This is a genomic window from Paraburkholderia sp. GAS199, from assembly GCF_050436585.1.
GTDB lineage: Bacteria > Pseudomonadota > Gammaproteobacteria > Burkholderiales > Burkholderiaceae > Paraburkholderia.
Map to the genome: position 1 here is coordinate 795,144 of NZ_JBNDMM010000003.1, position 22,655 is coordinate 817,798.

General features: G+C 54.5%; 22 protein-coding genes. 12 read left to right on the forward strand and 10 right to left on the reverse strand.

Going from position 1 to position 22,655, the window contains the following annotated elements; genetic code table 11:
- Positions 1-115: 115 nt before the first annotated feature.
- Together P3T18_RS15180 and P3T18_RS15185 are read right to left on the reverse strand one after the other, a co-directional pair.
- A complete protein-coding gene (locus P3T18_RS15180) occupies positions 116-682 on the reverse strand; it encodes an acyloxyacyl hydrolase (RefSeq protein WP_429300735.1) in 567 nt (188 codons plus the stop codon).
- A gap of 87 nt (positions 683-769) precedes the next feature.
- Entirely contained in the window at positions 770-1,246 is a 477-nt protein-coding gene (locus tag P3T18_RS15185; protein ID WP_429300736.1) for a DUF3331 domain-containing protein, read from the reverse strand.
- A 629-nt stretch (positions 1,247-1,875) separates the two neighbouring features.
- On the opposite strand from P3T18_RS15185, the gene P3T18_RS15190 reads away from it, so the two are divergent.
- Together P3T18_RS15190 and P3T18_RS15195 are read left to right on the forward strand one after the other, a co-directional pair.
- Positions 1,876-2,301 (forward strand): OsmC family protein, encoded by a 426-nt coding sequence (locus P3T18_RS15190; protein ID WP_429300737.1) that lies wholly within the window; start codon positions 1,876-1,878, stop codon positions 2,299-2,301.
- Positions 2,302-2,592: 291 nt separating this feature from the next.
- Positions 2,593-2,853, forward strand: coding sequence for a hypothetical protein (locus tag P3T18_RS15195; RefSeq protein WP_429300738.1), 261 nt, complete (start codon positions 2,593-2,595; stop codon positions 2,851-2,853).
- A gap of 73 nt (positions 2,854-2,926) precedes the next feature.
- Here the strand turns inward: P3T18_RS15195 and P3T18_RS15200 are convergent, their stop codons facing one another.
- Complete coding sequence (locus P3T18_RS15200; RefSeq protein WP_429301106.1) at positions 2,927-3,883, reverse strand: GlxA family transcriptional regulator; 957 nt, start codon at positions 3,881-3,883, stop codon at positions 2,927-2,929.
- A 117-nt stretch (positions 3,884-4,000) separates the two neighbouring features.
- Between P3T18_RS15200 and P3T18_RS15205 the strand changes: the two genes are divergently transcribed.
- The 3 genes from P3T18_RS15205 (at position 4,001) to P3T18_RS15215 (ending at position 6,191) form a co-directional block, all read left to right on the forward strand.
- Positions 4,001-4,801 carry an SDR family NAD(P)-dependent oxidoreductase gene (locus P3T18_RS15205; RefSeq protein ID WP_429300739.1) on the forward strand — a complete coding sequence of 267 codons (801 nt, stop codon included), beginning with the start codon at positions 4,001-4,003 and terminating at the stop codon, positions 4,799-4,801.
- Between the two features lie 211 nt (positions 4,802-5,012).
- Complete coding sequence (locus P3T18_RS15210; protein ID WP_429300740.1) at positions 5,013-5,729, forward strand: hypothetical protein; 717 nt, start codon at positions 5,013-5,015, stop codon at positions 5,727-5,729.
- Positions 5,730-5,804: 75 nt separating this feature from the next.
- Positions 5,805-6,191 (forward strand): hypothetical protein, encoded by a 387-nt coding sequence (locus tag P3T18_RS15215; protein WP_429300741.1) that lies wholly within the window; start codon positions 5,805-5,807, stop codon positions 6,189-6,191.
- A gap of 257 nt (positions 6,192-6,448) precedes the next feature.
- Here the strand turns inward: P3T18_RS15215 and P3T18_RS15220 are convergent, their stop codons facing one another.
- Positions 6,449-7,045 (reverse strand): TetR/AcrR family transcriptional regulator, encoded by a 597-nt coding sequence (locus tag P3T18_RS15220; RefSeq protein WP_429300742.1) that lies wholly within the window; start codon positions 7,043-7,045, stop codon positions 6,449-6,451.
- A gap of 184 nt (positions 7,046-7,229) precedes the next feature.
- Between P3T18_RS15220 and P3T18_RS15225 the strand changes: the two genes are divergently transcribed.
- From P3T18_RS15225 to P3T18_RS15235, 3 genes are all read left to right on the forward strand, one after another.
- Positions 7,230-7,661: a nuclear transport factor 2 family protein gene (locus tag P3T18_RS15225; RefSeq protein ID WP_429300743.1), complete on the forward strand. Its 432-nt coding sequence runs from the start codon at positions 7,230-7,232 to the stop codon at positions 7,659-7,661.
- 156 nt (positions 7,662-7,817) lie between these two features.
- Positions 7,818-8,543: a hypothetical protein gene (locus P3T18_RS15230; RefSeq protein WP_429300744.1), complete on the forward strand. Its 726-nt coding sequence runs from the start codon at positions 7,818-7,820 to the stop codon at positions 8,541-8,543.
- A gap of 119 nt (positions 8,544-8,662) precedes the next feature.
- Positions 8,663-9,595, forward strand: coding sequence for an alpha/beta hydrolase (locus tag P3T18_RS15235; protein ID WP_429300745.1), 933 nt, complete (start codon positions 8,663-8,665; stop codon positions 9,593-9,595).
- 89 nt (positions 9,596-9,684) lie between these two features.
- Here the strand turns inward: P3T18_RS15235 and P3T18_RS15240 are convergent, their stop codons facing one another.
- Positions 9,685-11,199 carry a pyridoxal phosphate-dependent decarboxylase family protein gene (locus tag P3T18_RS15240; RefSeq protein WP_429300746.1) on the reverse strand — a complete coding sequence of 505 codons (1,515 nt, stop codon included), beginning with the start codon at positions 11,197-11,199 and terminating at the stop codon, positions 9,685-9,687.
- 497 nt (positions 11,200-11,696) lie between these two features.
- Here P3T18_RS15240 and P3T18_RS15245 point away from each other — a divergent pair, with 497 nt between their 5' ends.
- Positions 11,697-14,477, forward strand: coding sequence for a winged helix-turn-helix domain-containing protein (locus P3T18_RS15245; RefSeq protein WP_429300747.1), 2,781 nt, complete (start codon positions 11,697-11,699; stop codon positions 14,475-14,477).
- Between the two features lie 193 nt (positions 14,478-14,670).
- Here P3T18_RS15245 and P3T18_RS15250 read toward each other — a convergent pair whose 3' ends face one another.
- From P3T18_RS15250 to P3T18_RS15260, 3 genes are all read right to left on the reverse strand, one after another.
- Positions 14,671-15,627: a helix-turn-helix domain-containing protein gene (locus tag P3T18_RS15250; RefSeq protein ID WP_429300748.1), complete on the reverse strand. Its 957-nt coding sequence runs from the start codon at positions 15,625-15,627 to the stop codon at positions 14,671-14,673.
- Positions 15,628-15,950: 323 nt separating this feature from the next.
- Complete coding sequence (locus tag P3T18_RS15255) at positions 15,951-16,232, reverse strand: helix-turn-helix domain-containing protein (protein ID WP_429300749.1); 282 nt, start codon at positions 16,230-16,232, stop codon at positions 15,951-15,953.
- 194 nt (positions 16,233-16,426) lie between these two features.
- A complete protein-coding gene (locus tag P3T18_RS15260; RefSeq protein WP_429300750.1) occupies positions 16,427-16,708 on the reverse strand; it encodes a hypothetical protein in 282 nt (93 codons plus the stop codon).
- A 528-nt stretch (positions 16,709-17,236) separates the two neighbouring features.
- Here P3T18_RS15260 and P3T18_RS15265 point away from each other — a divergent pair.
- On the forward strand, positions 17,237-17,683 hold the full coding sequence (locus tag P3T18_RS15265) for a MarR family winged helix-turn-helix transcriptional regulator (RefSeq protein ID WP_429300751.1): 447 nt from the start codon (positions 17,237-17,239) through the stop codon (positions 17,681-17,683).
- A 1,523-nt stretch (positions 17,684-19,206) separates the two neighbouring features.
- A complete protein-coding gene (locus tag P3T18_RS15270) occupies positions 19,207-20,115 on the forward strand; it encodes a LysR family transcriptional regulator (RefSeq protein WP_429300752.1) in 909 nt (302 codons plus the stop codon).
- Positions 20,116-20,157: 42 nt separating this feature from the next.
- On the opposite strand, the gene P3T18_RS15275 is transcribed toward P3T18_RS15270, so the two are convergent.
- Positions 20,158-20,610 carry a DUF2000 family protein gene (locus tag P3T18_RS15275; protein ID WP_429300753.1) on the reverse strand — a complete coding sequence of 151 codons (453 nt, stop codon included), beginning with the start codon at positions 20,608-20,610 and terminating at the stop codon, positions 20,158-20,160.
- Positions 20,611-20,966: 356 nt separating this feature from the next.
- Here P3T18_RS15275 and P3T18_RS15280 point away from each other — a divergent pair, with 356 nt between their 5' ends.
- A complete protein-coding gene (locus tag P3T18_RS15280) occupies positions 20,967-21,749 on the forward strand; it encodes an SDR family oxidoreductase (protein WP_429300754.1) in 783 nt (260 codons plus the stop codon).
- A 236-nt stretch (positions 21,750-21,985) separates the two neighbouring features.
- Here P3T18_RS15280 and P3T18_RS15285 read toward each other — a convergent pair whose 3' ends face one another.
- Positions 21,986-22,378, reverse strand: a complete 393-nt coding sequence (locus tag P3T18_RS15285) for a tautomerase family protein (RefSeq protein ID WP_429300755.1) — start codon at positions 22,376-22,378, stop codon at positions 21,986-21,988.
- Positions 22,379-22,655: the final 277 nt, after the last annotated feature.

Below are 22,655 nucleotides of genomic sequence, written 5' to 3' on the forward strand. Positions count from 1 at the left end.
AAAGGACTGTGATCTACTGATTAAGATTCCTCAGCAGCGCACCGATCTACGGCGACGCCTGTTGCGATTGTGCGTTCTGAGTCTTGGAATACGCTGGCCGTACTTCCTTCCAAACTTAAAAGTTGTACTGGAAGTAGATCTCACTGAAATTGATCCCTGGATTCGGATGCTTGATCCCCGCGTTTGAAAGGTGCTGGAATCGAAATGCGACCTGATATGTCTGGCGCGCACCAAACTGTAGACCTACTCCAACCATATCTGCAAACTGAAACGACGATGACAAAGTGCGGTCAGTGGTTTCACGAACGTGTGAGAGAAGTCTGACGCCCACCCCTGCCTCTATGTACGGTCTGAACCAACCGTAGCCTCGAATAAACCTGAAGACAGGTGTGATGCCGAATTCCTGGATGCTAGAGTGCGCGCGTCTGGACTCGTCGATTTCCCAGTAAGCGGCATGGGCTTCTCCTACAAGGGCGAAGTGATAACCAGCTATGTTCCACCACGATAGGCCCGGATCCCAGACAAAACCAAGGTCTCCCTTTCTGACATCGTGATCTGCTACGCCGGCGCCGAGCTGAATTCCGAAATCGCTCGCTTGTGACGGTCCCGGCCAGGTCGTCACTGCGATTACGATTGCAGGACTCGCTAAAGATCGAGCCAGAAAGCTTTTCTTCTTTGTCATCGATGTTGTGGAGTTCGCGCTACTCTAGGTTGGCCGAGGACTACTTATACGAAAATTCACAAGAACTTGCGCGCTGCTAATGTAGGTTTATTTTCGCGCGAGCCGACTTTGAGACTGCTTCCGTTGAAGCCGACCATGTGGTCGAGTTCCTGAAAGTCGTTTGACCGGCGCTTCGTCGATTGCGGGAAGATGCACGTGCTTCGCAAGGATCATGGCGTTGGCGTTGACTGGGGGCGTAGAGCCGCATCGTGGGCGAAAGACGCAGTCGCCACGATATATTTGCTCGCCACTCATCTGGCAGATACCTGCTTCCTGCGCAAAAGACATACACCATGTTTGCGCGCCGTAATACCCGATGGTTGGGTTGCACCACATAACCGTGAGAGTACGATCTGTACTACGTCCGGTCACGCTCACCTTGGTATTCGACGGCGAGCCGAGCACGGGACATGGCGTTTTTTTAGTCTTACCCAAAAATTCGGCCCTGTTAGTCACATCTCGGCCACAGCGAAGGACTCTCATTATGTGAATCCATGGGTCAGTGTTTGCATGGAGGTTTGCCATCTTGCTATCCCATTAAGTACGCGACCGGCTTCAACGGGTGCTCTATATCGCATATCGCCAAAGAGGAGGCTCGAATCGCTGAGGTCGTAAAAACTGGCAAGAAAGATCGCGACTTCGTGCTTGATTGACACATTTTTGTTCGAACGACATCGCGGAAGAGAGTAAAAGCTTGTTAATTTTGGCTAATGCATTCTCTGTGGAAGTATCTTTCGATATTCGAGTGATCGCTTCGCTGAGGCGAGGTTGCTACGGATTTTTACCAGTTTGCCCTTGTTCTACAGGTACACCAAATGCGATGGGGAGCGTCGCACCCTCGCGTTCATTCGGGTCAGCGGCTTCGTTATCGAATTGTTTAGCGTTGTTTAGCAACGCTTTATTGGAAGTTTGTTAGGCCCGGTGCCAGTATTTTTGCTGAGGGGAAGGGAGGTGCAACAATGCCCAGCACTTTCAACGCTATGCGCGAGCACAATAGATATAGACGTTTAATCGAGAGGCATGTTTCAGCGTATGCAAGTGAAACTTTTGATAACCCTGTCTGACTGCTTGAGTAGGATGCGTGCGGCTCTTTAGTGGTCGCAATTTGCTGCGGTTTGTCAAATCCCGATGTTCGGGTTAAACGGGAGGGAAAGATGAAACGGAAAGGGATGGCAGTATGGGAAGGCGGTATGCCGGAGGGAAGTGGATCCATCTCGACGGACAGCGGTGTTCTCAATCAAGCGCAATATTCGTTCAGTACGCGGTTCGAGAATGGTATTGGTACGAACCCGGAGGAGTTGATTGCAGCAGGTCACGCGGGTTGCTTTTCGATGGCCCTTGCCGCTGAACTGGGTCAGGCAGGGATCAAACCTGAAAGCATCTCAACGACGGCGACTGTCACGCTAGCTATGGTTGACGGTGGTTTCGCCATCACCGCAGTTCACCTGGAAGTTACTGCGAAAATAGCTGATGGCGATGAAGCGGCTTTTGGCAAGGCGGCGACCTCCGCAAAGGCAGGTTGTCCAGTTTCAAAGGTGTTGAACGCTGAAATCACGATGGATGCGAAGCTCGTGACCTAGGTTTCTTATCGTCTGCGCGATTGATACCGGACACGCGCACCATTGAAAAGCGCAAACACGGATCAGAACGCGCATCTATCGATCGTTCAAGCACGTTGATGTCGTAGTTTTTTTGCTCACCTCCCCATGGTCAACACCACGGGTTTGGGTTGCCAAAAAGCAGGCTTTTTCCCCCGTACGATGCATTTTATCGTGCGGCAGAGGGGGAGGCAGGTCTTGTGCAAACCATGTTCAGAAGGGGTGGGTTTGTGCGTGGGGCATAGCTGGTCGATGCGAGAAGGAAGAGCTGAAATGAGCTCGTTGGAACGAATCGTTGCTGGCAAGTGGGTGAATGGAGAACAATTTCGAGCGGAATATTTCTGCGGAACGGGACGGCTGATCATATCGAGTGGTGCCGCGATTCGCGCCGAGTGGTTTCCACCTGACTCATGGTTCGCTATCGCTTCAGTGTCGGCTCGCAGCGGGTGGGGCACTCATCCGGACGTGGAGGACCTAGAGCAGTTAATTGCCAATTTTTTGGCAAAACAGTTTCCTGACGAGCCGCAACGGTAATGTTTAGACTCCGTCGGGATATGATCACGATCTAGCTTGAAGCGTTTGACAACGTTCATAAAGCCAGCTGCCTTTAGGTTTTCAGCAGGGCGTCAGGGGCAATTCGACGTTCCCGACGAATAACCTGTGGGGGCAGTCCGTACATTCTCAGGAATGCCCGACGCATTCGTTCGGGGTCGCCGAATCCCGTATCTTTGGCAATGGTGCCGATTGGGTGCCGACCTGATTCAAGCATAAGGCGTGCTGCCTCTGTCCGTAGATGTTCGACGGCCTTCGCAGGGGTCTGGCCGATTTCCTCCCTGAACGCACGACTGAACTGCCTTGGGCTGAGATTTGCGGCGCTTGCCAGCTCTCCGACAGATAGTTCTGTATTCAAATTGCGCTTTGCATAGGTCAAGGCTTTCTGAATTCGATCAGACCGAGGTTCCATGTCGAGCATTGCAGAAAATTGCGATTGGCCGCCCGCGCGGCGATGATAGACCACAAGTTTCTTCGCAACCAAACGCGCTAAATCGATACCTTGATCTTTTTCGATTAGTGCTAGCGCTAAATCAATGCAGGCGGTGGCGCCAGCCGAGGTCCAGATACTGCCATCAATTACGAAGATTCTGTCGTCTTCTAGTTTTACACGCGGATACTCCCGCCGGAACTTCGCTACGTGCATCCAGTGCGTAGTAACACGTTTGTCGTCCAGCAGTCCTGCCTGCGCAAGATTGAATGTTCCCGTGCAGGTAGCGCCCACACGGCGCGCAGTTGACGCTGATGCTCGGAGGAAATCTGTGAGAGCAGGTGTCGCAGGCATGACATCGTTGTCGCCCACGACGAGAACCGTGTCAAAAGTCTGTCCGTCAAACGGCCGAGTTATTACTTCAAGCCCGGAAGAGGCGAGTGTCGGCCCCCCTGATTCAGAGAGAAGGACAAATTCGTACAGTCGCTCGCGGGCCGTGATATTGGCAAATTCGAACACGGAAGTAATGGCGAGGTTTAACAGTTGAAACCCTGGGTAAAGCACGATACCAATTCGTAACATCGAACGTCCTCCGCGTGTCTTAAAAAGAGGGAATTGCGACATTTGAGAGCCTCGATTCTACGCTTAAGCTTCTTTCATCGCTGGCCGGCAAGGTGCAGGCCTTAACAGGAGAAGGTAATGGACGCCATTGTTCAGAAGGGAACCGCAGTCATCACAGGCGCTTCGTCGGGAATCGGCGCAGTCTACGCAGACCGTCTGGCCGATCAAGGATATGACTTGATCCTAGTCGCGCGAAATCGTGGTCGACTTATGCAACTAGCCGATCGACTGACCACCGCTACTGGCCAGTCGATTGAGGTTGTCGATGCAGACCTCGGCAACGAAGCGGATTTGCGCCGTGTTGAAAAGATTGTTCGTGAGGATGCGAGTATTTCGATGCTGGTTAATAACGCGGGCATTGGTGGCGCAGCCCCTCTGCTTGACTCTGAAGTCGACAAAATGGAGTCAATGATCAATCTAAACGTGATTGCGCTGATGCGACTGACATATGCTATTGCCCCTCGGTTCGTAGAACGCGGAGCAGGAACAATCGTGAACATTTCTTCGATTGTCGCGGTCGCCCCAGAGATTCTAAATGGAGTTTATGGCGGCACGAAAGCGTTCGTTCTTGCGTTTAGTCAGTCGCTCCACCACGAACTTTTCTCGAAGGGTGTCCGCGTCCAAGCGGTGCTCCCAGGCGCGACTCGCACGGAATTTTGGGATATCGCTGGACAGCCCGTTGATAACTTACCCGAAGCCATCGTGATGGCTGCCGACGATCTCGTCGACGCGGCGCTCGCCGGCCTCGATCTCGGGGAATTGGCAACTGTTCCGTCGTTGCCAGAGGAAAAAGACTGGGCCGCGTTCGAAACAGCGCGCGCCGCGCTGGGGCCAAATCTCTCGCACAGCAAGCCGGCCGCGCGATACAACGTCGCGTGACGCTGAATACAGATCGTACGCATCGTCTCGCGCGCTTTCCCGGTAGCGTTGCAGTCGCCGGTCCTTTAGCTCCTTGGTTCGTCATTCGACTGACCTTTGGCAACGCGACGGGACCGCGCTCGATTTAGCAACTTTTAACTATCAGACGCGAAGCGGAAGTGGAAGCATTGACTTCGTGTCTATCGTCTTTATTTTCGCGGGAGTTCTGGCAATGGATGATCTGGTCGAACTGGCTGTTGCAGCGCATGGTGGCCTGCAAAACTGGATTCGCAGGCGATCGGTTGACGCTCAACTCCGCATCGATGGTGGTATTTGGGGCGCCAAAGGAGTTGGCGGCAAGTTCACCCGCATAAAGTTGCTCGGAAAGCTCTGGGCCCAAGAGGTTCAGATCAGTTCTATGAGCGGTGATTGGCTCAGCGTGTTCACGCCGGACAATGTTCGAGTCGAGGCGTGGGACGGAGAGGTCGTGGACGAGCGTCGTGCCCCGCGAAGGTCGTTTCCGGTACATAATCCTGATGCCAAATGGGACGACATTCACGCGATTTATTTCTGCAGCTACGCACTGTGGACTTATATAACTATCCCATTTCTATACACCTATCCCGGATTTTCCGCAGAAGAACTCCCGGAATGGGAAGAGAATGGGGAGATTTGGCGTCGACTGAAAGTGACATTTCCCATTTCAACCGCCAGCCACTGCCGCGAGCAGATTTCGTATTTCGGCGGCGACGGTCTTTTGCGACGACACGACTACACGGTTGATGTGATGGGTGGGGTCACCGGAGCAAATTACGCAACGAACTATCGCGTATTTGACGGCGTGGTCGTGCCTGCATCGCGGAGGGTCTTCGCATACGACGCGCAACGTAAGAGGATCGATCACCCTTTGCTTGTATCAATCGACATTGAGTCAATGCAGTTTCGGTAGTCATCAAACTGAGGCGTGACAGCGGGTGAGAAAAGGCTGTGACGTTGGTTCTAATATTCTTGGGTCGACTCTGATATGGCTGCTTCGAACCCCGGTCACACCTGGCTTGAACTTGTCAAGAAGAATCCATCGAGTGAATTCAGCGAAGCTTTCGCGCCGGATGTCCTGCTCGAAGCGTCCGTTTTACGCACAGGTCTCATAGGGACCTCGGCCATAGGGCAATTTTTTTCGGCGACAAGTGGCATGTATGACTGCATCGATTTTACGTATGAGTCAAACGACGGGAACAAGACATATTTGGAATGGGAAGGCAAGGCTTTAGGAGATGATGTGGCCGGGTCGACAACGCTCACCCGCAACGACGCGGGACGGATCGTGAACATACGACTGCATCATCGCCCCTTTCCCATGGTCGTCAAGATTTCAGCGGAACTGGCGAAGAGGTTGGACGGAAAAGTCTAGCCAACTCAGTTTGCCTCAAAAGACGCGTAGTTTCGTTCTCCTGCCTGGCAGTCGCCTGAGAGATGACTGGTCTCAAGTCCCGAGGTCGGGTGCTCTGTGACTTATCGCGCGAAGCTGATTATGGGACTTGAGGTAGTGCAGATGTTTAATCTTTTGTCAGTTGCAGGCCAACGTATTTCGAGTGTGCTCAACGACCCAATCTCCTACGTAGACACTACGAGCCACGCAGGAGCGAGTGACTCAGACTGCGCTCAGCGTTACATGGAACTAGTCCGAAAACTCCTAGGCGACTCGCATTGCATCGCCATTGCACGCGCGTTTGCGAGGATATCTCGAGCAAGCGCGGGATCACCCACTGCGCGAGCCATGTTCACCGCTCCAACAATTGCCGTAAGAACGGCGGTGGCACGGGCAGTCGCCGACGGCCCACTGCCCAATGCGCGCGCTATCTGCTCAACATTACGGTTGAATTGCTCAGCGATCACCTTCTGCACCTCAGGCCCAGCATGTCGCGCCTCCCCGGCAAGCGTACAGATGCCGCATCCACTGCTGGGGTTCTGAATATGCATTGGGTCAAGCCAGACATCGAGTATGTCGGCAAGGGAGGGCTGTACATCTTTCGCGAACAACTCCGTGAGTCTCGCTTGACCTCGCTGCATCGCCCGGACCGAGGCTTCAGCAATCATCGCCTCCCGCGAATCGAAATGCGCATAGAACGCGCCTTTAGTAAGGCCGGCACTTTGCATCAGCTCCGCGACGGCGACGCTACCGAAGCCTGTTTCGCTTATCTGGCTCGCGGCAGCGTCGAGGATACGCTCCCGGCTTCGCGCCTTTTCCGCTTGTGAATGGCCCATGAACTTACTCCAAAATACTTGACATTGTGTAGTGCGAGCGTAATACTGATTGTGCAGCACGATCGACCTACAGATTATAGCGCACCTCGATTCGCAGCGACCGGCTGCCTGATCTGTTAGCGCCGGCCGCCCTCGACCGGGAATGCGTCTGGAGGTCGAAATCCCTTCTTTTATCGGAGTGGTCATGAAAACTGCCGTTCAATTGCTCAAAGAGTTTTTACCCCTTGCACGCTCACCTGAGAAAGCTGCAGCGTTGTTTGCCGAGGACGGCGTTGTCGAAATTCCTTACCTCGCGGATCTTGGGATGCCTTGGCAGTACAAGGGAAAGAAAGAGATAGCAGCGCTCTATGCCGGTCTACTCGAGTTAGTCCCGGATTGGGAGTTTCGTGACACGGTCGTACATATCGACACGCCGGATAAGGTGTTCGCCGAGTACAAGGTTGACGCTTTCGCAGTTGCTACGCAGCGGCCATTCAGGCAGCACTTCTTCGGATATCTGCTGGCAGAAAATGGGCAGATAAAGGTCCTTCGCGAAGCGCTAAACATTGTCTCGACGGCACGTTCGTTTTCCCCCAACGGGCTCGCGGACCTCGCACCGGTAGCAGTGCAGGCCTGAACGGCGGAGAGGGTATCTCTGACATCTGTGTCCGGGTGAAAAAGCACTTGCGATGCTGAATCCAGATTGCCAGCTTCTGCGCTCGTGCTGGGTTCCTGCGAGTCGGCGCTGTAGGGAGCGGGCATATGACAGGTAGGTCCTTCACAAGGAGCAGAAATGAACGAGTTACTCAAGCTTGCTACGGACGCGCATGGTGGTCTCGAGAACTGGAACAGGGTTAGTCGGATCGATGTCCGCCTGAACCTGTCTGGATACCTGTTCGAGAAAAAAAAGCATCCCGACGGGTTGAACAATGTGCTGGTTTCGGTTGAAACCAAACGGCTACGTACTGTGATCGCCCCGTTCCCGACCCGAGGCTTCAGGGGGATTTTTGAAGACGGTGCTGTCTACATCCAGACGGATGCAGGGGAGGTGATAAGCAGACTGGACAAGCCACGCGAAGCGTATGAAGGACACACGCGGGAGACGCCATGGTCGGACCTCCAGTTCCTCTATTTCATTGGGTACGCCTTTTGGAACTATCTCACAACACCTTTTTTGCTCGCAGCCGAAGGGATCAATACCGTCGAGCTTGAACCGCATCAGGAAAATGGACAGACATGGCGTGTGCTCGGCGCCACCTTCCCAAGTTCGATTGATACTCATTGTGCCGAACAGAAGTTTTATTTCAATGAGCAGGGCATTCAACAAAGGCACGACTACTTTACCGACGTGGCGAAAGGCGACGCGGCCCATTACACATACGACACCCGGTTGTTCGATGGATTTCTTTTCGCCACACGACGTAGGGTGGTCGGAAAGGATCAGACTGGGTATGCAAACCTGAGCGGTCCTTCGAGTGTCTGGGCCCTGGTAGAAGCCATCGTCGTTCACAAACAGTAAAGCATCGCGCGCCGGGCGCTTCGGCTGGTCGATGGTGGCAGCCTACAGGTCGATGACCCCGAAGCCCAACAGACGTCACCTTTGAACATTCAGTCACGAGAATCATGCGAGAGGCAGTCATGGACCTACCTGAGTCGTTAAGAGAAATAAGGTCGGTCATTGACCTTATGCGCGCCCACGAAGCATCGGCTCCCGGCGATGGTTCATGGGCGAGCATGCGAGAAAGTTTTGCGCGTTTGTATCGCGAAAATATCCCGTTGCCAGCGGGCGTCAGATTCAAGGAAGTATCGACACCCGTCGCAGGTGTTTTTGGGGAGTGCGACGATTTTGACGACGACCTGATACTGCTCTACTGTCATGGTGGCGGATATTGTCTGGGCGACGCCCAATCTTGGGCGCCCCTGTCAGGGGACCTTGGACGGCGGCTCAAAATGCGGAGTTTCTCTGTCGAATACCGCTTGGCGCCGGAGCATCCTTATCCTGCTGCAAACGCTGATGTCTTTTTGGCCTATCGATGGCTGCTCGAGGTTGGCTATGAAGCTCGGGACATCGTCATTGCCGGTGACTCTGCAGGCGCAGCTCTCGCATTTTCTGTTGCACTGCAGGCACGCGATACGGGTCTGCCCGTGCCCGCCGCCGTCGTCATGTTGTCTCCATGGATCGACCTTTCACTGAGCCGCGAGAGTATCAAGACCAAAGCGTCTGTGGACCACGTCATTCAGGAGTCTGCACTACGGCTGCTTGGCGAGGCATACATGGGAGGGCAGGCTCTGTCGACAGATCTTGTATCTCCGATATTCGCGAATGTAGAAGCTCTACCACCAACCTTGATCCACACGGGAAGCAATGAGGTTATGCTCGACGAGTCCGTTGAGCTCGCGCGGCAGCTTGGACTGGCGAATGTGCAAGTTGAGCTTGAAATATGGTCGCACGCCTTCCATGGTTTTCACGCCTGGCATGACAGACTATCGCTGGCCAGGGATGCGTTGGACAGCGTGGAGAGTTTTATTAAACGAGTGCTTGCGAGTCGTGTCGAAAAGCGGCGGAACTGAGCTGGCTCATAACCGCCCGTGTTCCCGGGCGGTTGCGGGTGTCCCGAGGAGAGGTTGTACGGCAACGTCCCCAAGGAACTCCAGACCGGCTATAGGGCCGCTGCAATCGCTTCGAAGATCCGGGTTACGTCGTCCACCACCGTACGCCAGTTACTGAACGCGGCACGCATACCCCACGTCCCGCGTAAGACAGTAGGTGTAAGAAATGCCTGTCCGGCGTCACGCAAGCGGGTCGCGAATCCTTGAATTCGTGCTTCGTCAGGTCCGTCGGCCAGCGTAAAGCACACGACGTTCATCCGTACTGGCGCGAGCAGAGCAAGACGGGGTTCCTCCTCGATGCGCCTGGCCAACTCGCTGGCCGCATCAAGATTGCGCTGAACGATATCGCGGTGACCGGCCCGGCCATAGGATGAAAGGGAAAACCATGCCGCGAGAGCCCGAAGGCGTCTGGAGTTCTCCGGCGTAAGGTGGACGAAGTCTGGAAGTCCTGTTGGAGCACCGAGATACGACGCATTGTTCTGGAATACTCGCACCTGCAGGTCTTGTCGCTTCGTAAATTGGAGTGCACTGTCGTATGGGACATTCAGCCATTTGTGGCAGTCAATGCACACCGAATCGCTATCGTCGAGGCTACGCACCAGCGACGCGTGCTGAGCTGTAAGTGCTGCAAATCCCCCAAACGCAGCGTCCACATGCAGCCAAAAGCGGTAGCGGCTTTTCAATTCGACAATCGCGGCGAGATCATCAAAATCGACCGTGTTCACGGTGCCTGCATTAGCCACCACAATCGCCGGGTCCCCATCCAGCGCTGCAAGCTGGGCCTCGAGAGCATTGACATCAACAGCCTCGCGCCCAGGAAGCAACGATACGGACTGAAGAGCCTGACGCCCGGCTCCGAGCATTGACAGTGCCTTGTAGACACTGGAGTGAGCGGCTCCAGAAAGAACGTGGATGCGCCCAAGCGCTCCTACGCCTTCTTCGCTAATGCAGACGCCTGACTGCTCGCCCAGCCACTCACGACCTATCGCAAGGCCCACCATATTCGACATGGTAGCGCCGCTGACGAAGCTTCCAGTGTGCGCCTTCGAGATGCCGAACATTTCCGCTAACCAGCTAACGGTCTCTCTTTCGAGGTCGGGTGCCGTCGAATCGATGCTGGCGGTTGGATTCTGGTCCATGACAGACGTTATCCAGTCACCAGCCATTGCCGCCGGCGTAGCACCGCCGGTAACAAACCCAAGGTACCGAGGGCCAGCGCTTGCCGAAAAGCCGGGCGCCCACCTTGCCTGGAAGTTCTTCAGCGCAGCCTCGAAACCGAGGCCCGCTTCGGGCAGTTGTCTGAGCTCAGTGGGTACCGGGCGCTTCGTTACCGGTTTCTCGTCAAGACCTCTCAGCGTTTCCACCGCATAAGCGGAAGTCGTGGCAATGACGCGGTCGATGCAATCAAGGTCGTGCTTGAGAATTTCGTCCATGGCCGTGCTCCAGATTTCGTCCATCTGCATCATGCCCAGGATCGCGTCAAAACGACATGCACAATTCGATCCGCGAAAAATAAAATCCGTCCGGATCTGTCTCGCCGCATCGACATCAACGCGAAACAGCAAACGGAACGATCCTTTTGATAGCCACGCGGGTGAGGGCCGGCTATGAGATGTCTTTTGAAATGAGGACACTCATTGGATATTCTTGCTATTTTTGCGTGGCGGAGCCTCTACAACCAATCGGTCAACTTGCAACTAAACCTCCACTTTTGACAAAAAACCGGCTGATTGGATAAGCATTGATATCGGCTTTCGGGTGAAATGGGCTGGCGTTATCCCTAATGTGCTTGTGCACTCCAAGGCAGTGTGCCTGTGCACAGCGAAGCGGTGTGGTAGTTGATGAGGGCAGGGGGTTTTATCGCGAGCTCGATAGATTTGCGGGGCAGCTCGCCATCCAGAACAAGATACCAATTGGTTCGACTGCTTGTGCTACTGCATCGACACCAATGTTTTCGATGGTAGGACCCGGATCTTTATGCTGCGTTGTCGGACTGCGGGTGACTCGACTCTGTTCGAAGGTCGTAAACCCAGGTTCGCAGCGTGTTGACAGGGAGCTCGTCATGAACAACCGTACCATTGCGTTTGGACCATTCAGGCTATATCCGGACCCTGGTCAACTGTTCGATGGCGAAAAGCAGGTGCACCTCGGCTATCGAGCGATCAGGATTCTCACCATGCTCGTCGAACGGGCGGGTGATGTTGTCAAGCATAACGAAATTGTCTCCAACGTCTGGCCCGATACTGTCGTTGAAGAAAACAACCTTCGTGTGCAGATGTCGGCAATCCGCAAAGCTCTTCGGGATGGAAGCAGCGAGGCCGAATATATTTACAACATCCCTGGTCGCGGATATCAGTTTTCAGCCGACGATATCCGACTTTTACCTGCGACCGATGAGACGCAAAGCTCTGCGACTTTACCTGTGGTCATTGACGCTCTTGTCGGACGGGACGAGGTCACTAGGACTATTGCCGACGAAGTTGTCCGCCGTCGACTTGTCACAATTGTCGGGATGGGTGGCATAGGAAAGACAAGCCTCGCGATTGCCGTAGGTCAGAAGGTTTTCGGTGCTTTCGGTGAGGGCACATGCTTCCTCGACCTCGGGGGGATTACCAATGCCATCGACATGCAGTCGGCTCTTCACATGGCAGTGGCGTCACGACCAGACTCATCGTCGCAGCTATCCGAATTGATAAGTGCTCTACGTGAAAAGCAGCTATTGGTCATCTTTGATAACTGTGAGCACCTGATCGAAGAGGTTTCTGCGCTCGTAGAAAGGTTGCACGAGGGTGCCCCAAGACTTCATGTGCTCGCGACGAGCCGTGAACCTCTGCGGGCGCGCGGGGAATGGGTGCATCGACTCGCGGCTCTTGAATGTCCACCATCTGACGAGCAGGACATCAGCTTGCAGAGCGCGCTTGCCTTCCCAGCTATCAAACTATTCGTGGAAAGGGCGAAGGCTGCTTTCGACAGCTTTCAGGTTTCGGAATCAGATGGCCCGATTCTGTCCAGAATCTGTCATCAAGTGGACGGAATTCCCCTCGCCATCGAGATGGCAGCAGCAAGGATAGATGGTTTTGGCCTGCATGGACTGGTTGCCCGGATGGAGGACGCCCTGGCTGTTTTAACGCGCGGGCGCCGAGCAGCCGTTGCCCGGCAGCGCACGCTTAAGGCTACCCTCGATTGGGGCTACGAACTCTTGCCAGCTGCCGAAAAAGTGTTATTGGCACGCCTTGGTGTGTTCAGGACCAGCTTCACGTGCGATTCTGCGATTGCCGTCGTATCCGGTGGAAACCTCTCGGCCGCTGATGTTGCCGACGGCATAGCCGATCTTGTCGCGAAGTCGCATGTCGTCATGAGCGTCTCGGGCGCTCAGGTGTCGTACAGCATGCTAAATACGACACGAGCCTACGCCCTCGAAAAACTCGAACATACCCCGGACGCGGACGCCGTCCATTGCAGGCATGCGACGCATGTATGTCAAACCCTCAAGAAACTCGAACCGAGGCTGGGTGCTTCACGGTGTGAAAGTCAGCGCACATACCTGTCCCTGATCGAAGAACTGCGCGCGGCGCTAGCCTGGTGTTTTTCGACGACGGGACGCAATCAGCTGGGTTGGGAACTGATGGTTGCGTCGTCTTACATCTGGTTCCACCTGTCGCTGCTGGAAGAATACGTTGCGCTCGTCAACAAGGCGCTCAACGATCTCGAAGAAGACGCAAGACCAAATTGCGAACTACGCATGCGGTTGCTGGTTGCTGTCGGCCCAGCGCTGTACAACCTGAGGGGGCCGACGGCTGAGATGCGCGATCTTCTGGAAAGAGGTCGTGCTCTCGCCGAGGCGAATCATGACAGAAAGACCCAACTTCTCGCGATGCGAGGCTTATGGGCTTATCACCATGGACTCAGCGAGCACGCCATGGCTCTTTCTCTGGCAGAAGAATACGGACGCTGTGCGAAGACGCAGACGGACGCTCCATTCATGTTTCCGACCATCAAAGGCACAACGTTACTTTACAAAGGTCAGCTTCGTCGGGCGCGCAAGTACCTTGAGTACGCGTCAAGCCAGTCGAACCCACACATCAGTCCGGGACGTGGAACCTACGATTGCGATCAGCAGGTTGTGGAAGCAGTCATGCTCGCACGCATTCATTGGCTCCAAGGAAATTTCACAAGAGCAACCGAATTGGCCGTGGCCAGTTTGCAGGAAGCCATCGCCTCGGAGCGCAGGATTTCCATCGTGTTTGCGCTTTCTCTTGCTGTGTGCCCAGTCTATCTGTGGTCTGGGAACCTGGAGGCCGTCGAGAAACACGTCTCGGAGCTCGAGCGATTATCAGTCGCGACTGACTTGCATTACTGGTATCAGTACGCGCAGGTGTTCAGGGCGAGCATGGGGCAGAAAGCAAAACCCTACCCGGCGGACCGCCGTTTGACAGGCGAAGCAAGAAGCGGAATCTGGGGCCCCAGGCATATTGAAGAGTTCAGTGTACTGCCCAAGGGATTTGTTTCGCCGGCGCTTGTCACCAGGGCGCATTCAAGTGAGCCGCTTTGGTGCTCGGCCGAGAATCTGCGTTCGTCGGCAATGAAGTATTACGAAGAGAACGGGGTGGGCGGCCTTGGTCGAACCATCGACTTACTAGGGAAATCGCTGGACGTTGCGAGACGTCAGGGCGCACTAGCCTGGGAGCTCAGGACCTCGACATCCCTGGCCGGGCTACTGCGTCAACAAAACAGGTGCTTTGAAGCGAGGAACCTGATAGAGCGTGTTGTAGCCCGACTGAATTGTGAGCTCTGGACGCGGGACTGTACTCAGGCAAACCTTCTTCTAGAAAGTCTGTCCTAGTAAATTGTTCACTGCGCAGTTGAACCGCTGCCAGCGGACGACGGGGAGTAAGCAGGCGCCTCTATCAGACACCGGTCCCCTGCGGCGAATTAAGCTTCCCGCGAAGACTGTCTGCACATTGCCGGGGGCGACTCCCGTACGCTCGTCAAGTGCTCTATCCTTGAAGAAAGGAGATCCGCAGTAGCTGTTACGGTCATTCGCGGTCGATTTCTTGAGCGGCGTGGCCAAAGGATACTGGTACGCTGGCGTCCTGCATCCTTCTCCACACTCCCGGGGATACCCCGAACGATTTCAGAAAGCGTCGGTTGAAGTGTGCCTGGCTTCCAAATCCACTCATCAGAGCAATATCGGACAACGGCATTTGTGTCTCGAGCATCAGCTGTCTGGCTTTCATAAGGCGCTGTTCGATCAAGTATTGATAAGGCGACCGGCCAACGCTCGTTTTGAATGCGTGCGCGAAATGACCCGTCGACAATCCGCATTCGCTGGCAAGATCGCCGACAGTGACATTTCCGTTGAGATTGGCCTGAATGAGGTCTTTTGCACGTCCTTGCTGCCAAGGTGCCAGACCAGCCCGCCGTGCCTTGATCACCGGGGTAATCAGGCCGCCATACAGGCTCAGGACGTGCGTATTTAACGCACGCGTGACTGTATCTATGAATAGCGGCGAAGCGCTAAGCGGGTTATCCAACGCGGGAACGAGACAGGAGGCAAGGTGGCCCACAATTGGGTCAAGGACACCCGGCTCCGGACACCTAAGCTCCGTAATTCGACGGGCACCAACGTCGTCTGCAAGATTTCCCAACGCAATCGTTGGGATCTTGAAAATCATGCAGTCAAATGGGTCGTACAACTCCGCGTGGGGCTGGCTATCGAAGTGGGTAAAACAAAGGGCATTCACGGGCATTGCATCCGCGCTCGCGAGGTGTTCACCATACCACATGCGAACTGACCTCATGGCACGCAGCTTGACGCCAAGAAAATACGCATCTTCCCGCTCTGGAACTGGCATATAGCCAAAATTCCTGTCATCGTACCGAAGCCGGATTGCAGTGACATGGGAACTATCAATCGACTCCTGATACAGCGTCGGGGTGATTGGCTCCCCCAAGGCAGAACCAGTGTTTCGGGTGTTTGCCCGGTCGTTCATAACAATCTCCGACGAGTTGTTACCACGGTGGGTCTCGACTACCTTGTATGGTCCTGAATGTAATCAAAATTCCACGGCGAGACAAGTCGCAATACGAGCGCCGATTCGGTCAGACGCAGGTTACACGTGGTGAAGACCGCAGCGCACAAGCTGAACAGTACTGACTGCGCGTCGAGCGCATCCGCTGCCGGTTGTGCTGCCATGGATTCGTCTGACGGACGCTGCTTCCAGTGCTGCCTCGCGTCCTTTCCTGTCACGAGCGTGGCAGACTTGGTGTTGCGAATGAGCGAAAATTGCTATTAAAGACGGCTGTTCATGCGACGTCACATCCCTGGGGGCATTCCATTGGCGGCGACGAAACGCTTATTAAAATGGGTTTGCGCGGCAAAGCCGCAGGCTGCTGCAATCTCTACAAGTGGCAATTGTGTGCTGAGCATCAGGGCCTTCGCGCGCGCGAGGCGTTGTGCGATGAGAAACTGGTACGGCGACTGGCCCAGCTTCTGTTTAAAAGCGTAGTTGAAATGCCCGGGTGACATCCCGCACCCATCGGCAAGCATTGATGTCGTAAGCGATCCATCAAGATTTGCGTCGATCAACTCTCTCACCCGGGCTTCCTGCCATCGAGCAAGTCCACCTCTTGAACGTGGGTGTTCCGAGCGCAGCAAATCGCCATAGGAGTAAAGCAGGTGAGCCGTTATCGCACGCGAGATTGGATCTACAAACAGGGAGCATGCTGTTTCGGGATGCTCTAGCGCCGGAATCGGGCATGACGTGAGATGTCCCAAGACCAGGTCAACTGTTAGGGCTTCGGGCATCGAAGTGCGTCAATCTGCTTGCTGCCCTGGTCGTCAATGAACTGCTTCAGCGTCGAGCGAGGTACATGAAATCGCACCAGATCAAACGGCTCAAGCATTTCCGAATGCGGCTGATCGCTCAAATGTGCGAAGCAGGTTGCAAATAGACGCAGTTGCATCTGGAGGTTTGAAACGAGACGCTCGCCTAACCACATTCGTCCTGACGACATTGGGCGAAGCTTGACGCTCATAAAATACGCGTCATCGCACGGAGCGACCGGCGTCATGCCAAAATCCTTGTCCCCATATGCGAAGCGAGCCGCATATAGCGACGACACTGATAGCGCCCGTCGATACAGTACGGGCATCTGCAGGTTCTGACCGGGGTGACGTCCGCGTGCCAGATACATTTTCCGGACCCTCCGATTCCTTGTGGCAGATGCGCGTTCGAGCCGCCTCGAATACGTAAGGTGCCCGCAACGACGTCCAGGTTGGTCCAACCGCGCGCAGATGACTGCGCACCTAGGACTGCGCACCCGGCTCGCATATTCATGCGTAGGTCGCTACTCGTGCATCGTATTAGCGTATTCGATTGCGATTTGCCCGAACCTGCGAGCGCGGCAACTCTCTTGCGTCTTCTGAAGATAGTCCTGACAGCCTGCGTGATCCGGCGTGGAAATCCTCATGGCGTCCCTCGCTTACATCAGAATGTGAAACATTGATGCTGAACTGAAACGCTACTATCCATTGGTCTAGCGAGTTTGTTGCATATACGCGTAGAATTGAGCATTAAGGTGTCAGCCGAGGAAACCTGAATGGATACGCTTCAATGTAATTGTTCTTCGTTGCGCAGTGCGACCCGATCCCTTTCGCTCGCCTATGACGAAGTGCTGCGCCCTAGTGGACTGAAGACGACTCAGTATTCAATACTGTCGCGGATTGCGTCGCTTGGTGAAATGACGTTAAGTGAACTCGCCGAAATTCTGGCCATGGACCGCACAACGATGGGGCGCAACCTGCAACCGCTCGAGCGAGACGGTCTCGTGCAGATTTCAATCGGTGAAGATCGACGTGCACGACTGGTGAGCCTGACTGCACGGGGCCAGCAGGCTTATCGCCTTGCAAAGCCCCTTTGGGAAAAAATTCAGCAGCGATTTGAAAAGAAATTCGGAAAGAAAGAGTCCAAGGCTTTGCGCGATTTGATGGGCTCTATCATAAGCCTCGGACGAGAACTTTCCGAAGAGAATGCGGAGCAGGTGTAGCGCGGAGAAAGCTGCAAAGAGCTTGATCCCAGATTGCCGTGTCCGAGCTGGTCGGTACGCATATCATTGAGGAAGTCCGTCACTGCAGGCGGCGTCAATTTCGAAACATACGCAAATCCAGACAGGTCAGAGAACGACCACTCTGTAGCACGTACTTTGCGATCGATGGCTCGTTTGCGCGAACGCGGCTACACATATCCAAATTCAGCCAGTCCCAACAACTATCTCTTGCAGATTGACGGATTTCCACGGCCCCCTGAATTAATTATGCTCACCGTATGCGCTTCCGACGCTCAATAGGAGGCGGCTTAGCCTGGGGGAGAGGCCTCCGATGAAGATTTCGCATCCATCAGATGTTAGCGCTGTCGCCCTACCCACCAGCACGCCGTTCGCGGCATTCACTCGAGATACGGCCAGCTCCATCTCGCATCGGCGGCTCACGCGAAATCTGATGAGTCGAAGCGGGCCAGTTGCTGGCCGAAATCCGATGAGTCGACGTTTCCGGCGGGGCTGCCGGAAGCGGAAGCAGCCGTGGCCAGCATACACGCCGAAGAAAGCCAGGTCAATTCGTGGTCCGGACATTTGTTTGTAGATTCAGAAAACACCGGGTCGTGCGAGGGAACGGCGATGAGGGCGGCGGGCTAAACGCTGTAACTGGCGCCTGTAAGATTCGGTGCACCTTTCACGAATTCTGGAGTTTTCAAGACAACTGCCGCTGCCGTGGTAGCTCCTAGTACAAGGCCCTTTGCTCTTGTCGGAATCAATTCGCTCGAATGTAACGGCTACGGCCGATGCATCGCTCATCAGGCGAAAGACTTTGTCGGATTGCACCGTTGAACTGCTGACGAACGGACCGCAAGCCAACAATTTTGAAGCCGAGGGGGCGACGATTGATCCGTTTTAATCAATTTCAGAATCATGAACCGGACCTATTCATACAGACAAGCCAGTGTCGCAGTGGACGTTGAGCCTCTCTGGACGACCACTCTAAGTCGACGATTCTCGCTCGCTCCTATGTATTCATGCCGGGTACAGGTTAGGCACTCGATGGCTGACGTCTCGTGGGAGTCTCAGCAGTTATTCGATTCGGAGGCTCAGGCGTTGCTCGCGGGTTTTGGCGAAGGGCAACGACTTGTTGACAGACTGTACGTGGAGTCGAATCGGCAGTAACATTCGCACAGGAAGATCGGGCGCGAAAATGCGAAACTTGCGAGAGCTTTTCGCTGCGTCACAATGCGTGCATATGCTCGTATGTGCCATACTCGCTGCAATCTCGCCTTGCTGCTGACGTGCACAATTCATTTGACGACGCGTGAGTCGGCCGATTGTTGGAAACGCATTTATTGAGATTTGAGTGGCTCGTCTCCTTCTCTTTTCGAGAACCGATCTCTTGTCAAGAAGAGCTTGGCCCCAGCGCTAGCGTCTTCAGCATGTGAAGGCCCAGAGGGTGGGGTCTGACGGGCGTGCGTTGTTATGGAATGTCGCGCACTGCAGCCCGTTCAATCCTGCAACCGAGATTATCCATGGATCATCTTGAATCTCTGAGGGTCTTCTGCACTGTTGTCGAGGTGAAAAACTTTACAAAGGCGGCGCAGGTGCTGGGACTGACCACGCCAGTTGTATCTCGATCCGTGACTGAGCTGGAGGAAAAGCTCGGCGTTCGGCTTTTCCACCGTTCCACGCGTCATATCTCAACAACCGAAGTGGCTGAACGTTTCTTTTTGGGTTGCACAAGGGTTCTCGCCGACTTGGATGCGATCGAAGCGGAGGCCCGGCGTGGTATCACCGAACCCACGGGAATGCTTCGCCTTGTTGCTCATACGACGGCTACGGTGAACGTTCTCGTTCCGCTTATTGCGGAATTCAAGAAGGAGTTCCCCGCTATACATCTCGACATTGCGTTGACAGAGCGGCCCGTCGACCTTGTGGAGGAAGGATACGATCTGGGAATTTTGCTGCCTTTTATGTTGACCACTGACAAGGTGATCACCCGATTGCTTACACGCATTCCGGTATCGCTGGTTTCCTCGCCGGCGTATATTGCCGCACAAGGCGCGCCGGTGACACCATCGGATCTCGAGAAATACAAGTTTGTAGCGTTACCTCCGTCAATACAAACGCCCTCACTGCATTTCCGGAAGGCGGGTGGCGACGTCTATGTCGACCTCAATTTCGATATCGCCACAAATAACTCCTCGTTGCGCAAGGAGATAGTCCTTCAAGGACTCGGCCTCGGCGTCCTGCCAGAGACGCTAGTGGCTCAGGAGATCAGGGAAGGTCGTTTGATCCGGTTACTAAGTGACTACGATCTTGTTGGCAGTGACATCGATGTTCGACTTGCGTACAGCGACCGGAAGTTCATGCCTGCCAAGGTGCGGGTCTTTGTCGACTACGCCATCTCGTATTTCAACGCTGCCGCAAATGAGCTTTAGAAACAATGCAGTCCCGCGAATCTATTCGTCAGCCTTGTGACGTTATGGATGGAGCTTCAGTCCGCGCAGGATTTTGTCCGCCACTTTCTTTTCGGCTCGAAGTGCGAGACCGGCAAGACTCAATCTGTCATCCGGTATGGCAGAAACGGCAGCCCGGTTGGCGCTATCATCAAATGTAGAAAATAACTCATCGGGGAAAATCGAACATGGGACATTACGGGTTCGAATTCTCTGAAGAACGCGCCGAAGCTGCTGCTCGTCCGATGCGTAGACCATTACCGGGTCTTTAACCATCGGCAAGTATTCGTTGCCACTACCGTCTTTATATATTTCTCCGAGCGTGTCGGCTATGCCTGCAACACCGCTCATGGTGAATGCTGTTACGTTTAGCTTCTTCCAGGTTGGAAGATCACCACGCAGTACGACGGCTATCTTCATGGAATCTGTTGGACGAAATCGATTCGCGTCAACTAGCTGAATGGCCTGATTTGTCATGGCTGCCTCTGGAGTTTTCAACATTGTCGGTAAAGGTTGATTTGACCAAAACTCACAGGCGACGATCCATCGTCTGTCGACAAAACTCCTTTGCAATGGCCAACTTGTCAGGGCAGATACGCGCATCTAATATAGTTAAAAAAGTGCATATGCGCGTATTTAATGTTGTGACCGCGTTGTCTTGACTAAAACACAAGCAAGAACCATGTGAGGTACATGGGGTGACGTTTCAATCCTCGGCCGACGTTTGATCCACGCCAGGTGAAACCGAAACCGAATGTTGGCGATCTTTGCGCATTACGCGCTGTCTGTGCCTCTGGCACCCGTTCGATGACACGGAAAATCAAGGAAGGAAAATGAACCTGAATATCGCAGGACGTACTGCTCTGATTTGCGGTGCGAGCAAAGGCCTCGGGTTGGGCTGCGCGTTGGCACTCGCAGGGGAGGGCGTCAATCTGGTTATCACTGCGCGTGGCGAAGAAGCGCTTGAAGCCGCAGCTCACAATATCCGGACCAGGGCCAACGTGACAGTGGCCACTGTCGCGTGTGACATCACAACTGCGGAGGGGCGGGAGCTTGCGCTGAACGCTGCGCCAGAAATTGATATCCTGGTCACCAATGCTGGAGGACCACCTCCCGGAGAGTTTCGCGACTGGCGACGCGACGACTGGATTAAGGCCGTCGATTCGAACATGATTGCTCCCATCGAGCTTATCCGCCAAACTGTTGACGGCATGATTGCCCGGGGATTTGGTCGAATCATCAACATCACATCGAGCGCCGTGAAGGCACCAATCGCATTTCTCGGATTGTCGAATGGCGCGCGCACCGGACTGACAGGCTTTGTTGCTGGATTGTCGCGGCAGGTGGTGAAGCACAACGTAACTATCAACAACTTACTCCCCGGTTATCACGCCACCGATCGGCTTGGCGCAGCCGCGAAGGCCATTGTCAAAAATACGGGCAGTAGCCTTGAAGACGCTGAGAAAACGTTGTTGGGGCAGATTCCTGCTGGTCGTTTCGGGTCGCCCGATGAGTTTGGACTTGCCTGTGCGTTCTTGTGTGGCGCTGGCGCAGGCTTCATTACCGGACAAAACCTGATGCTTGACGGTGGCGCGTACGGCGGCACGTTTGGGTGAGGTCGCTGCTTGCACCAGATGTTGAAACCGTCTGGGGTGCCGACGAGTTGGTCGCAAGGCTTCTACTGCGCAAGCTTTGTCGACGGACTTTTTCTTCGCTTAACGGACTGGCTCCGGGGCCAAACGGCGCAGAATGCGAAAAAGGTCGCCAGCAAAACTGGCGACCTTTTTCGCAGCGCAAGGATCCACGCACTCAGCCTGCGCGCTGATGTCGTCGACTGGTCTTGATGGCGTCGTTATTCCTTGGGGGCGTACTGCATTTCGCCGTTCCCGAACGACCAGTTTTCCTTGACGACGTCGACAAGGCTAATCCAGATGTCTTCCTTACGAACACCCGCCTTTGCGTGAATACCTTCAGCAACGGCCTTGAAGAACGCCTTCTTGACGTCGATGGAACGACCCGCGTTCCACGTTACCTGGATGAAGACAATGCCCGGTGTGTACGAGACGCCGAGGTAGCCATTGGCGGGATAAACCAGTTCGTCCTGAGCGTGTCGTGAAATGATCTGGAACTTGTCGTCTTCCGGCACGTTGGCGACGCCGATCATTGCTTCATATACGGTTTCGCTAACAGCGCTTACAACTTCCTGGGAGGCGTCTTTGGAAAGGTTGATTCGAACGAGAGGCATTGTTTGATACTCCAGTAATTGGCTGAAAGCCGTGGTTGCTGATTCGCACAAACGAGATCGGTAAGTTGCGAATGGCTAGTCGTTAGCTTAGGCCGCTGGAGTTACCTCCGCAAGCGCATAATTATCAAGAAGATCATGAGCTATGGGAATTATTATTCCCCTTGGCAATCGCTCCATTGACGAGATGCATTGTTAGCGTTGACGGCCACCGCTTAGGCGCAAAACGATAGGTTCGGTAATCACCGACACATCGCCGTGCGTAAATTTGAGCGGCGGC